The organism is Brevundimonas sp. GW821-FHT09G01 (assembly GCF_059416065.1).
The window spans coordinates 807016-821425 of record NZ_JBWKOL010000001.1; the positions used below are offsets into that span (position 1 = coordinate 807016).

14 protein-coding genes are annotated in these 14410 nt (G+C 71.6%); 3 read left to right on the forward strand and 11 right to left on the reverse strand.

The window, feature by feature from the left end; all coding sequences use genetic code 11:
- Window positions 1-270 precede the first annotated feature (270 nt).
- The 3 genes from AC07NB_RS04025 (at window position 271) to AC07NB_RS04035 (ending at window position 4027) form a co-directional block, all read left to right on the forward strand.
- Window positions 271-930 (forward strand): DUF305 domain-containing protein, encoded by a 660-nt coding sequence (locus AC07NB_RS04025; protein WP_291833791.1) that lies wholly within the window; start codon window positions 271-273, stop codon window positions 928-930.
- 40 nt (window positions 931-970) lie between these two features.
- On the forward strand, window positions 971-2821 hold the full coding sequence (locus AC07NB_RS04030) for an LVIVD repeat-containing protein (RefSeq protein ID WP_494570983.1): 1851 nt from the start codon (window positions 971-973) through the stop codon (window positions 2819-2821).
- Window positions 2822-2923: 102 nt separating this feature from the next.
- The gene (locus tag AC07NB_RS04035) at window positions 2924-4027 is read left to right on the forward strand and encodes a DUF2855 family protein (RefSeq protein ID WP_494570984.1); all 1104 of its coding nucleotides are present in this window, start codon (window positions 2924-2926) and stop codon (window positions 4025-4027) included.
- Between the two features lie 9 nt (window positions 4028-4036).
- Here AC07NB_RS04035 and AC07NB_RS04040 read toward each other — a convergent pair whose 3' ends face one another.
- The 11 genes from AC07NB_RS04040 to AC07NB_RS04090 are packed head-to-tail and all read right to left on the reverse strand — an operon-like array spanning window position 4037 to window position 14223.
- Entirely contained in the window at window positions 4037-4534 is a 498-nt protein-coding gene (locus AC07NB_RS04040) for a type II secretion system protein M (protein ID WP_291833801.1), read from the reverse strand.
- Window positions 4531-5634 carry a type II secretion system protein GspL gene (gene gspL, locus AC07NB_RS04045; protein WP_494570985.1) on the reverse strand — a complete coding sequence of 368 codons (1104 nt, stop codon included), beginning with the start codon at window positions 5632-5634 and terminating at the stop codon, window positions 4531-4533. Before gspL ends, AC07NB_RS04040 begins: the two co-directional genes overlap by 4 nt.
- Window positions 5631-6614, reverse strand: a complete 984-nt coding sequence (gspK, locus tag AC07NB_RS04050) for a type II secretion system minor pseudopilin GspK (RefSeq protein ID WP_291833807.1) — start codon at window positions 6612-6614, stop codon at window positions 5631-5633. The genes gspL and gspK overlap by 4 nt, the downstream gene beginning before the upstream one ends.
- The gene (gene gspJ / locus AC07NB_RS04055; protein WP_494570986.1) at window positions 6611-7198 is read right to left on the reverse strand and encodes a type II secretion system minor pseudopilin GspJ; all 588 of its coding nucleotides are present in this window, start codon (window positions 7196-7198) and stop codon (window positions 6611-6613) included. Before gspJ ends, gspK begins: the two co-directional genes overlap by 4 nt.
- Entirely contained in the window at window positions 7195-7551 is a 357-nt protein-coding gene (gspI, locus tag AC07NB_RS04060; protein WP_494570987.1) for a type II secretion system minor pseudopilin GspI, read from the reverse strand. Before gspI ends, gspJ begins: the two co-directional genes overlap by 4 nt.
- On the reverse strand, window positions 7544-7999 hold the full coding sequence (locus tag AC07NB_RS04065) for a GspH/FimT family pseudopilin (RefSeq protein WP_494570988.1): 456 nt from the start codon (window positions 7997-7999) through the stop codon (window positions 7544-7546). Before AC07NB_RS04065 ends, gspI begins: the two co-directional genes overlap by 8 nt.
- 43 nt (window positions 8000-8042) lie before the next feature.
- Window positions 8043-8537 carry a type II secretion system major pseudopilin GspG gene (gene gspG, locus AC07NB_RS04070; RefSeq protein WP_494570989.1) on the reverse strand — a complete coding sequence of 165 codons (495 nt, stop codon included), beginning with the start codon at window positions 8535-8537 and terminating at the stop codon, window positions 8043-8045.
- A 14-nt stretch (window positions 8538-8551) separates the two neighbouring features.
- Window positions 8552-9766 carry a type II secretion system inner membrane protein GspF gene (gene gspF, locus AC07NB_RS04075; RefSeq protein ID WP_494570990.1) on the reverse strand — a complete coding sequence of 405 codons (1215 nt, stop codon included), beginning with the start codon at window positions 9764-9766 and terminating at the stop codon, window positions 8552-8554.
- Window positions 9766-11277, reverse strand: coding sequence for a type II secretion system ATPase GspE (gene gspE / locus AC07NB_RS04080; protein WP_494570991.1), 1512 nt, complete (start codon window positions 11275-11277; stop codon window positions 9766-9768). The genes gspF and gspE overlap by 1 nt, the downstream gene beginning before the upstream one ends.
- A gap of 7 nt (window positions 11278-11284) precedes the next feature.
- Window positions 11285-13357 (reverse strand): type II secretion system secretin GspD, encoded by a 2073-nt coding sequence (gspD, locus tag AC07NB_RS04085; protein ID WP_494570992.1) that lies wholly within the window; start codon window positions 13355-13357, stop codon window positions 11285-11287.
- 5 nt (window positions 13358-13362) lie between these two features.
- The gene (locus tag AC07NB_RS04090; RefSeq protein ID WP_494572558.1) at window positions 13363-14223 is read right to left on the reverse strand and encodes a type II secretion system protein N; all 861 of its coding nucleotides are present in this window, start codon (window positions 14221-14223) and stop codon (window positions 13363-13365) included.
- Window positions 14224-14410: the final 187 nt, after the last annotated feature.

A 14410-nucleotide genomic window follows, 5' to 3' on the forward strand; every position in this document is an offset into this window, starting at 1 on the left:
CCCAAAAATGACTGTTAGTTCGAATGGCCGGGACCGCGCCACGCCCACCCGTCCCAGAATGGCGCACCGGCGTCCCAGCGCCCGGACGAAAGGCCGCAGCGGCGGCCTCTTCCGCCTCTGACTGGAACCTGCCCCGTCACTCGATCCGGCGCCGGATCATCCGATGATGGATGCTTTGTCACGGAAGACCGGCCTTTGCCGCTTGCGTCGGTTCGATCCCGGACCCTAGTCTGGCCTTCGGTCGGAGGGGCGACCGGGGGAGACGTAGGCGTGTTGCTTGTTGCCGGACTGATCGCCGTCGCCCTGTCCTGCGCGCCGCAGACCGTGCCCATCTTCCAGCCCGGCGCACCGGGCGCGCCGTCCCGGGTGATCACCGCCGGCGAGGCGCTGGAGCTGGCCCGCACGAGCTTCACCGAAGACGACGTCGGCTTCATGCAGCACATGATCGTCCACCACGCCCAGGCGGTGGAAATGGTCGGCCTGCTGGAGACGCGCGGCGCGAACCCGCGCGTGAAGCTGCTGGGCCGCCGCATCGCCCTGTCGCAGGAGGCCGAGATGGCCCTGATGCGCGACTGGCTGACCGAGCGGGGACAATCGACCGACATGCCGGACATGCACGCCGGACACGGCGGCATGGATCACTCCGCCCACATGGGTCACGCCATGCCCGCGTCCGAGACGCCGCTGATGACCGGCATGCTTTCGCCCGCACAGATGCAGCGGCTCGCGGCGGCGCAGGGCGCCGATTTCGACCGTCTGTTCCTGACCGGCATGATCCAGCACCACCAGGGCGCGCTGGACATGGTCGCCGAGCTGCTCGAACACCCGAACGCCGCCCAGGACACGATGCTGTCGGACTTCACCACCTCGGTCGTCGCGGACCAGTCGACCGAAATCCTGCGCATGCAGTCCCTGCTCTCCGATCTCTGAACCTCGAAACCCAATCCCTTCCCTCTTGGAAAGACCGGCCATGAACGTTCGCAGCACCTTGCTTACCTCCGCCGCCGCCCTGGCCGTCCTGCTGGGCGCGACCGCCGCGTCGGCGCAGCAGGCCTCAGGCCCCGGCCAGACCCAGACCATCACCGCCGATGTCCGCAGCGCGCTGACGCCGGGCCTGAACGACGCCGGCCAGTCAGCGTCCGGAATGGTTCTGGAGCACACGATCGGCAAGCCGCCGGGGTTCGTCGATCCGGACATCGGCTTCTCGCCGCCGACCAGCCGGGCCGAGGGCGAGGCCCTGATGGCCCGGGCCCACGCCAATCCCAACTTCAGCGTGCTGGGCATGGCCAACACGGACCTGGCCGTCTCGAACGGCAAGCTGTTCGTCGGCAACTTCAACGGCTTCAACGCCTATGACATCTCCACCCCCGGCGCGGAGCCGCGGCTGGTGATGTCGGTTGTCTGCCCGGGCGGCCAGGGCGACGTCTCGGTGCACGGCAACCTGCTGTTCATGTCGGTCGAGGAAGGCCGCGGCCGCCTGGACTGCGGTCCCGCGACCACGACGGACGAAATCAGCCCCGAGCGTTTCCGCGGCGTGCGCATCTTCGACATCAGCGACCTGAACGCGCCGCGCCAGATCGCCGCCGTCCAGACCTGCCGCGGTTCGCACACCCATACGCTGGTGCCGCATCCGACCGACGCCAATGTGCTGTACGTCTATGGCCAAGGCACCTCGAGCGTTCGCAAGACCGGCGAACTGGCGATGTGCACCGACGGAGAGCCTGACGCGAACCCCGAAACGGCCCTGTTCTCGATCGATGTGATCAAGGTCGATCTGAGCCATCCGCAGGACGCCGCCGTGGTCAACCGGCCGCGCATCTTCGCCGATGGAACGACGGGCCGCGTGGCGGGCCTGTGGCGCGGCGGCCGGGCCGGCGTCGCCAGCCAGAACACCGCCCAGACCAACCAGTGCCACGACATCACCGTCTATCCGGAGATCGGCCTGGCGGGCGGCGCCTGCAGCGGCAACGGCATCCTGCTGGACATCGCCGATCCGGAGCACCCGACGCGGGTGTCGGACATCTTCGATCCGGACATGGCCTACTGGCACTCGGCGACCTTCAACAACGCCGGCGACAAGGTAGTCTTCACCGACGAGTGGGGCGGCGGGATCGGCGCACGCTGCCGGGCCGAGGATCCGGCGACCTGGGGCGCCAACATGATCGCCACGATCGAGAACCGCACCCTGACCGGCAAGAGCTTCCACAAGCTGCCCTCGGCGCAGGGCGCGACCGAGAACTGCGTGGCCCACAACGGCAACATCATCCCGGTTCCGGGCCGCGACCTGATGGTGCAGGCCTGGTACCAGGGCGGCGTCTCGATCATGGACTTCACCGACCCGACCAAGCCCGTCGAGATCGCCCACTTCGACCGGGGCCCGATCAGCGCCGAGCGTCTGTACGTCGGCGGTTCGTGGTCGGCCTACTGGCTGAACGGCCGCATCTACTCCAGCGAGATCGCGCGCGGCCTGGACGTGCTGCGTCTGGTTCCGAGCGACACGCTGTCGGCGGCCGAGATCGCGGCGGCCGAGGCCATCACGGCCGCGGAGATCAATCCGCAGCTGCAGACCCGCATCACCTGGAGCGACACCCCCGACGTGGCCCAGTCCTATCTGGACCAGCTGACGCGCGGAAACGGGATCGAGGCCGACCTGGCCGACCGCGCCGGCACGGCGATCACGGACTGGCGCGGAGGATCCGTCGACAAGCGGGCCGCCGGCCGGTTGGTCGCCCCCCTGCGCGCCGCCGCCGAAAAGGCGACCGGGGCCGGCAAGGCGCGCCTGACCGCCCTGGCGGACCTGTTCGGGCGCGTGTCGGCCTGACGAACGGACGGGGCGGCGCGCCTGACGGGCCGCCCCGATCCTTCTCCTGCGTCAACCGGCGTTCCTGATAGGCTGGCGCAACAGCCAGACAGGAGAGACGCCGTGTCCGACGCAAACCAACGCCTGATGACCCGCAAGGCCGACATCGGCGACACGCTGAAGGCGGCGATCCCGGATCACGGCCCGCTGGCCGAGGGCGAGGCGGTGCTGGCGCCGGACCGGTTCTCGCTGACCACCAACAACATCACCTACGCCGCCTATGGCGACGCCATCGGCTACTGGAAGGTCTTCCCGACAGGCCGCGACGACTACGGCATGATGCCGGTCTGGGGCTTCGCCGACGTGACGCAGTCGCGGGCCGAAGGGGTCGAGGTCGGGGCGCGGGTGTTCGGCTACTTCCCCATGGCCGATGCCCTGGTGGTGCAGGCCGAGAAGATCACCCGCGGCGGCTTCGCCGACGCCTCGCCGTGGCGCAAGGCGGTGCCGGACATCTACAACCGCTATGTCCTGTGCGCGGCGGACCGCCACTATGATCCCGCGCTGGAGAACAGCGAGGCCCTGTTCCGGCCCCTGTTCGTCACCTCCTATACGGCGGTCGATTTCCTGCGCGACAATGGCTTCTTCGGCGCCAAACGGATCGTGGTGTCCAGCGCGTCGAGCAAGACGGCCTACGGCTCGGCCTGGTGTTTGAAAGACGACGATGTCGAGGTGATCGCCCTGACCGGCGCGCGCAATCGGGCCTTCGTCGAAGGGTTGGGCGCCTATGACGCCGTCCACGGCTACGATGATGTCGAGGCGCTGCCGACCGACGCGCCGACCCTGTATCTGGATCTGGCGGGCGACCCGGCGCTGCGGCGGCGGGTGCACGCCCACTTCGGCGAGCGCCTGACCTACGACTGCCTGGTCGGCTCGACCCAGAGCGACAACTTCACCGGCGCCGATCCGGAGCTGAGGGGGCCGAAGCCGGTCTTCTTCTTCGCCGCCACCTGTCTGGACCAGCACCGCGAGCGCGGCACGCTGCACGCCTTCTACGAGCGCTTCCTGGCCGACCAGAAAGCCTTCTTCGAACGGGTCGTCGACCCGGCCTCGCCATGGATCCGCATCGTCGAACACCAGGGGCTGGACGCGGCGGCGGGCGTGGTGCGCACCCTGGCGGACGGCGCGTCCGATCCGGCCGAAGGGGCCGTCGTCCGCATCGCGCGCTGACGCGCCGCTTCAGCCGGCGGGCGCGCAGCCCCCCTGCCCCAGCGCCCCGTCGATGTTCAGGGTGGCGTCGGCGTTCTCCATGACGCCGAGGCTGCAGACCTTGATCCCGTGGTCCGCCTCCAGCGCGGCCAGCCAGGCGAAGGTCTCTCGGCCCGGCGCCTGCGACATCTGGATGCCCAGACCGCCGCCCCGCGCCATGGTGGTGACCACCGTCAGGCCCGCGGTCTCGGCGGTGCGTCGCACCAGCGGCTCAAGGCCCTCGGTCGAGACGACGGCGGGCGCTGTCTCCGGGGCGACGATGCGAAGGCCGCTGCGGACCTCGGCCAGGGTCTGCTCGGCCTCGAAGCGGCGGTCGGCCGCGCCGGCCTGCCAGGCCTGCACCGGGCGCACGACCAGGAGCCAGACCAGCACGGCGGCGACGAGCACGGCCATGACCGTCAGCAGACGGCGTTCGCGCGCCGTGCGGCCGTCCCACCAGCCATGGGCGCGGGCGAGAAGAGCGGTCATCGGGCGGCTCCGATCGTGATGTCGCTGACCACGCGTCCGGCGTCGTCCTCGGTTCCGGTCTCGGTGACGGTCAGGCCCGAGGCGCGCATGGCGCTGTCGATCAGCTTCACATCGCCATAGTCGGGATGGGTGACGCTGGCCTTCATCCCGTCCTCGGGATCGACCACCAGCATGTCCAGCTCGGCGTCCGGCACGCCCTCGACGGCGGTGAACAGGGCGGCGGTGGCGGCCATGACGCCGCCGGGCGGCGGCGCGGCGCGGACCCGTCCACGCAGGGCGGCGACGGGGTCCGGCGTGCGGGCCAGTTCGGGATCGACGCGGGCGATCTCGGCGCGGGCCTGATCGTCGGCGCGGGCGGCGGCCATCTCGTCGCGACCGGCTCCGGCGACCATCAGCACCAGGGGCGAGACGACGACCGCGGCGGCCAGGGCGGCGGCGCGGCTCCAGCCCCGGCGGCTCTCGGCCTTCTCGCGGACACGGGCGGGCGTCAGGTCGATCGGAGGGTTGAGCGCGGCCTGCACCAGCGCCCGCTCGACCGAGGCGGGATCGTCGACGGGCTCCACCGACCGGCCATGCGCGACCAGATCGACCAGATCGGGCTGGACCGAGGCGGCGAAACGGCGGCCGCGGAGCGCGATCGAGGTTCCGAAGGCGACGGCGGTCAGGCTGTCGTCGGACGGCTCGGTCAGGGTCAGGACATCGGGGACCAGCACGTCGGCGCGCACGCCGAGCCCGGCCAGATAGTCGGTCCAGGCGTCCAGCAGGGACAGGCCGACCACGGCGGCCAGCCGCGGCTCGCCCGTCGCCGGGACCGGTCCGAGGGCGACCGACAGCCGGTCCGGCGCGACGGCCAGATCGTCCTTCAGCGCCCACAGGGCCGCCGTCCGCTGCTGGGCCGCGCTGCCCGGCGGCAGGTCAAGCCAGCGGACCAGCACATCGGCGCCCGGCGCGACGGCGACGGTGCGCATCGGCTCGGGCCGCTCGACCGCGTCCATGGCCAGCTGACCGCGCTCAAGGACGTAACCGCCCGCCCCGATGATCAGGTAGGGCGCGGGATCGCCCGCCAGCGCGGGGATCAGGATCAGGCGTGTGGGCTTCATTCTTCGGGGGTCCAGCGCTGGATGACGGTGCGGACGGCGCCGTCGGGACGGGCCTCCAGCAGGGCGGTGCGGACGGCGCGGACGCCGGCGTAGTCGACGTCCACCCGCAGGCGGAAGAAGCGGGTCAGGACCGTGGCCTGGGCCCGGGTCTCGTCGTCAGGCGTGAAGCCCTGCAGCTCGGACTGGCTCCAGAAGGCCTCGCTGCTGCCCCAGCCGTCGCGGGGGCGGCGGGCGATCACGGCGCGGGCGCGTTCGGGCCCAACCACGCCGGCGGTCAGCATGGTGATCAGGGGCGCCTGGGCGGGCGTCAGGGTGTTGACGTTGAGCGGCGAGAGCTGGCTGGTCGGCAGGGCGCAGACATAGGGGCGCAGGCGGCGGTAGGCGTCGGCGTCCACCCCCTTCACGGCGCGCAGCTCGCTGACCTCGGCCAGCATGACCCCGGCGGTGCGGTAGGGACTGGCGAGGCCCGCATAGGCCCCGTCCTCGGCGCCCAGCGGCAGGGCCTGATTGTCGGCGTCCAGCCAGTCGGTCAAGGCGTCGGCGATGGCGCGCATGCGGCTGTCGGGCACGCCCACGGCCCGGCCCAGCGCCCGGAACTGCGTCGCGCCCAGCGGCCGGGCGACCAGATCCTCGCCCACGCCCAGCACCACGCTGTTCAGGTTGAAGCAGGCCTGTCCGTCGGTGACCGTGGCGCTGATGGCGCCGTTGTCGACCGGGAAGTCGAGGCGGCGGCCGTTCCACTCGGGCTGCAGCGGCGTGCGGGACGGATTGATCTGGATCAGCCGCTTGATGCGGTTGCGCGCCAGCAGCTCGGCGCCCGAGGCCAGCCACTGCGCCTGCCCGCCGATCTCGGCGTTGGTGGCGCGGCGCACCGAGAAGCGCACGTCGTCCAGCAGGGCCACGGCCACGACCGACATCACCGCCACCAGCAGCAGGACGGTCAGCAGGGCCATGCCCTCGCGGTCGGCGCGGCGCCTCATCGGCCGCCTCCGACCAAGAACAGCTGCTCGACCGGCCCATAGCCGTCCAGCGTCATGGTGATGCGCACCGCGTCGGGCAGCGGCCGGTCGAGGGTGGAGGTGAAGGCGGGCGCCGCCTCCCCGTCTCGGAGGAAGGCCACGGTCACGTCGCGCACGCCCCGATACAGCACCTGGGGCGGTCCGGGCAGGGCGCCATCCAGCTGGCCCGCGACGCGGCGTTCGAGACGGTTGTCGACCAGGCGGTATTCGACCCGCTGCAACGAAGGCCGCGCCTGCTCGCCGGGATTGCTCCAGCCTGAGCGCGTCAGGGTCAGGACGGGATCGACCGGGCTCATGGGCCCGGTCATGGCCTGGGGCGCCGGGCGACCGCTGGGGCCGCGCGCACGGCGGGCGGTGGCCTGCCCCAGGTCGGCGCGCAGGAGGCTGCGCATGCGCTGCAGGTCGCCGACCCGGTCGCTCTGGGCCTTCACGGCGAAGCGGTTGTCGATGGTGACGCCCAGCACCGCGGCCCCCGCCGCCGCCAGCATGGCGAAGATCAGCAGCGAGACCAGCACCTCGACCAGGGTGAAGCCGGACCGGTTCACGGCGCCCGCCTGCGGAACAGGGTGCGGTCGGCGGCCTGGCCTTCCTCGTCGCGAACGTGGACATCGATACGCAGCAGGTCGGGGTCGGCGGTCGCGGTCACGGCCCGGCTCCACGCCCAGCGGCGACCGCCCAGGTCGGACTGGCCGGAGCTCTCCCCTTCGCCGAGCGCCGGCGAAACGGCGGCCTCGACGGCGACATTCTCGGCCACCATGCCGCCGAGGGTCCGCACCTCGACCCGCTGGGCCGAGCGGGTGCTCTCACCCGACAGATTGAGCAGGGCCATGGCGGCCAGGCTGAACACCGCCAGCGCCACCAGCATCTCGATCAGGGTGAAGCCGCCGCGCTCAGCCATCGATGCGCACCTCGCCCGCCCCGTCCACGGCGATGCGGCGGCTGCGCCCGTCGCGGGCCAGCGTCAGGGTCGCCGGATCGGCCACGCCGGAGGGATCGAACACCACCCGCACGGGGGTGTCGGACGGCGACACGGTCGAGCCTTCGGTCCAGGTCTCCGGTCCGAACGGGCCGTCGGCCAGCGGCGTCCACTCGGCGCCGTCGAAGGTCGAGAAGGCGTAGCCGCGCGCCGTCGCCTCGACGGCCACGGGACGGTTGCCGAGGATGGCCTCCTCCCGCGCGCGGACCAGCCGGGCGGCGAAGCGCTCGGCCTCCGCCGCAACGGCGGGCTTGGGATTGGGCACAGACAGAACGACAGCCCCGGCGGCCAAGCCGATGATGGCGACCACCATCAAGAGCTCCACCAGGGTGAAGCCCTCCCTTCCCGCCCTATCGCGGCGCGCGCTCAAGAAGCGAACGCCCGCGTCGTGAGCGTTAGCGCGCCCCAGAGCGTCAGACTCTCCAGTTGCCGAGGTCGGCGTCATTGCCCTCGCCCCCTTCGCGACCGTCGGCGCCGAACGACCAGACGTCGAACTGGCCGCCATGCTGGCTGGGACGACGGAACTGGTAGTCGTTGCCCCACGGATCCTTGGGCAGGCGACGGACGTAGCCGCCCTCGCGGTAGCGCTCCGGATTGGCCAGGCCGGCGGGCGCGGTCGCCAGGGCCTGCAGCGAATCCGGGAAGGCCAGGTTGTCGAGACGGTAGGTCTCGATGGCCTGCTCCAGCGTCGCGATGTCCGCCCTGGCCTTGCCGACCATGGCCTTGTCCTGGCTGGGCAGGACGTTGATCGCGACCACGGTCGCCAGCAGGCCGATGATCACGATGACCACCATCAGCTCCACGAGCGTGAAGCCCGCTCTCCTTTGGGCGCTAACGCGTCGCGCGCGGCGCGACGCGGCTTGAGCGCGAAGGCGACGTTGAGCAGTTTTCTTTTCAGATTCAGTCATATCACAACTCATCTTCAACCCATCGCGAGGGTGTTGATCTGCAGGATCGGCAGAAGGATCGACAGGACGATCAGGGCCACGACCCCGCCCATGACCACGATGATGGCCGGCTCGAGCAGGCTCAGCATCACGGCGGTGAAGGTGGAGAACTCGCGCTCCAGATAGTCGGCGGCGCGCTCCATCATGGGCTCCAGTCGGCCGCTGCTTTCGCCCGAGGCGGTCATGTAGACGAGGATCGGCGGGAAGACGTCGGCGCGGCGCATGGCGGCGGACAGGCCGCCCCCTTCCCGCACCGCCTCGGCCATGGTCTCGGTGGCCAGGCGCAGGCGGCGGTTCGAGACCGTGCGCGCGGTGATGGTCAGGCCCTCCAGCACGGGCAGGCCCGCCGCGATCATGGTCGACAGGGTGCGCGCCATCTTCGCGCCGTGCAGGTCGCGGGTCAGGCGGCCGATCAGCGGCAGCTTCAGGACCAGGGTGTCGGCGCGCAGGCGCACGGCGGGATTGCGCAGGGCCGCGGCGCCGAGGGCGGCGCCGACGACGAGGAGCAGGATGATCAGCCAGCCCCAGTCGCGCATCAGGTGCGACACGCCGATGACCAGCCGGGTCAGCAGCGGCAGGGTCTGGTGCATGCTGTCGAACTGGTCGACCACTTTGGGCACCACGAAGGCCATCAGGGCGGTGATGACGCCCAGCGCCACGACCGCCAGCACCGCCGGATAGACGAGCGCGGTGATCACCTTGCCCTGGACCTGCTGGTCGCGCTCCAGCCCGTCGGCGAGGCGTTCCAGGATCGGCTGCAGCGCGCCCGAGGCTTCGCCCGCCGAGACCATGGCGCGGTACAGCGGCGGGAAGGCCTGCCCCTGCAGGCTCATGGCGTCGGACAGGCGGCGGCCCTCCATGACCCCGGCGTGGACGCCTTCCAGCACGCGGCGAACGGCGGGCCGGTCGGCCTGCAGCGCGATAGTGCGCAGCGCCTCCTCGATCGGGGCGACGGAGACCAGCGTGGCCAGCTGGCGCGTGGTCAGGGCCAGGGTGCGGGCGTCCAGTTTACCGCCCCGGACCAAGGGTGTGGTCGTGCGAGCAGCGCCGGTGCGGGCGGGCAGGACTTCCAGCGGCATCAGGCGGCGCTTGCCCAGCAGGGCGCGGGCCGTCGTCTCGTCGGACGCCGTCACGGCGCCGGAGACGGTCCGGCCGCCCGCGTCCACCGCCACATAGTCGAAGGCCGCCATCAGGCCGCAGCCTCGGACGGCGCCGGATCGTGCGCCTCGCCGGTCTCCTGGCGGGTGACGCGCACGGCCTCCTCGACCGAGGTGACGCCTTCCAGCACCAGCTCACGCGCGCGCTGCGACAGCGTTCCGCCGGTCTCGAAGGCGGCGGCGACGATGGCGTCCTCACCGGTCTCGGCCGCGATCAGGCGGCGGATGCGGTCGTCGACGCGGATGACCTCGTACAGGCCGACGCGGCCGACGTAGCCGGTGTTCTGGCAGTGGGCGCAGCCGTGCGGACGCCAGACGGTCTCGCCCTTCCTGATTCCCGCCAGTTTCGCGGTGGCCTTGTCGGCGGGCTCGGCCACGCGGCATTCGCCGCACAGGCGGCGCACGAGGCGCTGGGCCACGATCAGGCGCAGGGTCGAGGCCAGCAGGAAGGGCTCGACGCCCATGTCGCGCAGACGGGTGACAGCGCCTACGGCGTCATTGGTGTGCACGGTCGAGAGGACGAGGTGGCCGGTCAGGGCGGCCTGCACGGCGATGCCCGCCGTCTCCACGTCGCGGATTTCACCGACCATGACCACGTCCGGGTCCTGGCGCAGGATAGCGCGCAGGCCGGCGGCAAAGGTCATGCCGACCTTGGTGTTCACCTGGGTCTGGCCGATGCCGTCGATGGCGTATTCGACCGGATCCTCGACCGTCAGGATGTTGCGCGTCGCATCGTTCAGCAGGCTGAGGCCGGCGTACAGCGAGGTGGTCTTGCCCGAACCGGTGGGTCCGGTGACCAGGATGATGCCGTTGGGCTCCTTCAGCGCGCCGCGGAAGGCGTCGAAGGCGTCCGGCGACATGCCGAGGCGATCCAGCGTCAGCCCGGCCTGGTCCTTGTCGAGGATGCGCAGCACCACCCGCTCACCCGCCCGCGACGGCAGGGTCGAGACGCGGACATCCAGGGTCTTGCCGCCCAGGGCCAGCGGGATGCGTCCGTCCTGAGGCACCCGCTTCTCGGCGATATCGAGCCGGGCCATGACCTTGATGCGCGAGACCAGCAGCGGGGTGATGCGCGGGCTGAGCGTCAGCGCCTCGCGCAGGACGCCGTCCACGCGCATGCGCACGATCAGGGCCGTCTCGAACGGCTCCAGGTGGATGTCCGAAGCGCCGGTGCGCACCGCCTCGGCGATGACGCCGTTGATCAGGCGGATGACCGGAGCGTCGTCGGCGGTGTCCAGAAGGTCGGCGGCGGCGGGGATGTCGTCGATCAGCCCCTCGAGCCCGGCGGGCATGTCCAGGTCGTCGCCGTCGGCGGCGTTCAGGTGATCGCCCGCATAAACTTCCGACAGCTGGCGGTCGAAGGCGGCCTGGCCCAGCGACTCGATGCGCAGCGGGCGGCCCAGCACGCGGCGCGTCTCGATCAGGGCCGAGGGGTCCGCGCCTTCACGCAGGCCGATCACGGCGATCTCGCCGGCGTCCAGCAGGATCACGCCGTGCCGCTTGGCGAAGCCGTAGGGCAGCGTCGGATTGATCAGGGTGATCACCGCCCGGTCACTCCTGCGGAGCCGCGGGCGGCAGGGGCGAGACCACCACCTCGCCGGGGACCAGTTCGGGACCCGGGGCGACCGGCGGCTGGGTGCGCATGTAGTCGCGCAGCATCTCGTCCAGGCTGGGCTCGCGGGTCGGATCGTTGAGCAGTTGCTGGTTGCGCATATAGCCCCAGCGGTCGGCGCTCAGGCGCTGGGCGTCGGCGGGCGAGCGGATGATGGTCGGGCGCAGGAAGATCATCAGATTGGTGCGCCCGCGCTGGCGGCTGGTCGAGCGGAACAGGGCGCCGATGCCCGGGATGTCGCCCAGCCCCGGCACCTTGTCGACCGACATCCGGTCGTTCTGGTCCAGCAGGCCGCCGGCCACGGCGATGTCGCCGTCGTCGACCACCAGGGTGGTCTCCAGCTCGCGCTTGTTCAGCACCAGGTCGCTGGCCGAGCTGGTCAGGACGCCGTTGATGCTCGACACCTCCTGCCGCAGGTGCAGGGTGATGGAGCCGCCCGCGTTGATCTGGGGCCGGACCACCAGCTTGACCCCGATGTCCTGCCGCTGGGTCGTGCGGAAGGGGTTTGAGTTGCCGTCCAGCAGCGCCTCGCCCGTGGTGATCGGCACTTCCTGACCGACCAGGATGGTGGCCTCCTCATTGTCGAGGGTCATCAGCGACGGGGTCTGCAGCAGGTTGGATCCGTCGTCCGACTTGGCCGCATTGATGATGAAGCCGAACAGGCCGTCGCCGATGGAGACCCCGCCCCCGCCCACGAAACCGTTGGCGCCCAGCAGGGAGTTCAGCGCGAGGTTCTGAAGCCGCGCGCGCATCGGGTCGGTGGGCTCCAGCCGGCTGGCCGCGGCGCCGCCCACGATGGGCAGCAGGGGCGTGGCGCTGTCGCTGTAGTTGGTCAGGCCGATCGGATTGCCGTCCTGCCCGGCGAGCAGCCACTGGACCCCCAGTTCGCGCACCGCGGTGTCGCTCAGCTCGACCACGATAGCCTCGATCAGCACCTGCTGGCGGCGCTGGTCGAGCTGGCGGACGACCTCGGCCAGCATGCGCTGGGTGTCGGCCGAGGCCGAGATGACCAGGGCGTTGGCGCCGGGGAAGCGGGCGATGGTGGCGCGCTGGCCCGGAACGGCGGGCGCTACCGGCGCGGCCGTCGTCGCCGCGGGCGCGCCGTCGGCGCCGACGGCGGGGGTGGCGTTGGCCTGGGCCGCGGTGATCGGCTGGCCGACGATCTGCTGCAGCACGGGCAGGAGCTGCTCGGCGTTGGCGTGCTCCAGGAAGATGACCTTGATGTCGTCGGCCGACTGGGCGCGGCGGTCCAGATCCTCGACCAGCGGGCGCACCCGGGCGACGGCGGAGGCATCGCCGCGCAGGACCAGGGAGTTGGAGCTGTCGACCGGAGTGACCGACACCATCCCCTGCCCCGGCTGGCCGCCCGGAGGCGCCAGGACCGACTGCAGCACGGCCGCGATCTCGCGCGCGGAGGAGTTCTCCAGCGTGATGACCTCGAAGCTGGCGCGGTCCACGTCGATGCGCCGGATCAGGGCCCGGATGCGGCCCAGATTGTCGGCGAAATCGGCCACGACGACGCTGTTGGCGCCCGGGTTGGCCAGCACCTGCCCCTGCGCGCCGACCAGCGGACGGATGGTCTCGGCGGCCGAGGCGGCGTCGATGTTGCGCAGTTGGAAGACCTCGGTCGTGAAGCGCTCGGCGCCCACGGTGGCCGGTCCCTGCGCCGCGCCCTGGGCCGGGCTGATGCGATAGGCGCCCGAACCGGTCTGGGTCACCACCAGGCCGTTGGCGCGCAGGGTCGACAGGAAGACCTCGAACAGTTCCGTCCGCGACAGGGCGCGCTCGCTGGTCACGGTCACCGTGCCGCTGACGGCCGGATCGACGATGAAGGTGCGGCCCGTCATGCGGGCCACGTCCTGGATAAAGGCGCGGATGTCCGCGCCCTGCACGTTCAGGGTCTGGCGCGCGCCGGCCTGCGCGCCCGGCTGGGCCATGGCGGGCGCGGCGGCCAGCGGGCCCTGGGCGATCATCAGCCCGGCCAGCACGGCGCAGACGGCGTTTCGGCTCATGCGGTTCACCGGGCGGTCCTTATGGTGGTGGTGCGTACCTGCCCGCCGCGCTCGTAGCGGATCTCGGCGGTGGGGCTGTTGGCGAGGTCGCGGCGCAGGTCCGCGATACGGTCCAGACTGTTCAGTTCGGCCCCGTTGACGGCCAGGATGACGTCGCCCGACTGCAGGCCGGCGGCCTTCAGCGCGGCGCCGTCGCCGGCGGCGGAGACCGTGAAGCCGTTGATCCCCAACCCGCGCATGCGGGGGCGCAGCGAGGCCTGGGCCATCAGCCGGGCCGGGTCGACCACGGCGGCCTCGGCGGCGGCCGGAGCGGCGGCGGGGGCCGGCGGGGCGACCACCTGCGGCGTGGCGGGCGGCGGCGGCGGCGCGGCGGCGCCGACCGGCGTCTCGGCGAAGATCAGGCGGCTGAGCGCGCCGTTGCGCGACAGGACGACATGGTCCGCGCCGACCGACTGCAGCGTCAGGCCGGGCTCGACCTCCTCGCCGACTCCGACGGAGATCTGGCGGCCGTCGGCCAGGCCGATGATGGCCGAGCCGCCGCCGGCGCCGTCGGCGCGGACGCCGAACAGGCGCATCTGGCTGCTGCCCGCGGCGGTGGCTTCCGCCATGCTGGACTGGCCGCCGGTGCGGAAGAAGGCGTCGAAACGCTGGAAGATGGAGGTGTCGGCGGAGCGGTTCGCCGCCGGCGCCTCCGCCGAGGCGACCGGCGGCGGCTCGACGAACAGCCAGACCAGACGCCCGGCCTGCACCAGCAGGACGGCGACCAGCAGGCCCTCGACGAGGGGCCGGAGCCGGACCGGACGCGCCGCGACATCCTGCGCGAACGCGCGGGCCGAGGTGGTCCAGTTGCGAAGAACAGCGATCACGAGAGGACGCCCGTCATGGGCCCCGACGGCCCGCAGCGTTCCTAGACCAATCGTCCGGGTTCGGGCTTCACGGCCCCATGACGGCGGCGCGAACTTGCCGTGACGGTTAAGCCGCGAACGGACGAAGCGTCATCGAAACAATACAAATGAAAAGGGCCGACTCCGGATGGAATCGGCCCTCTGTCGC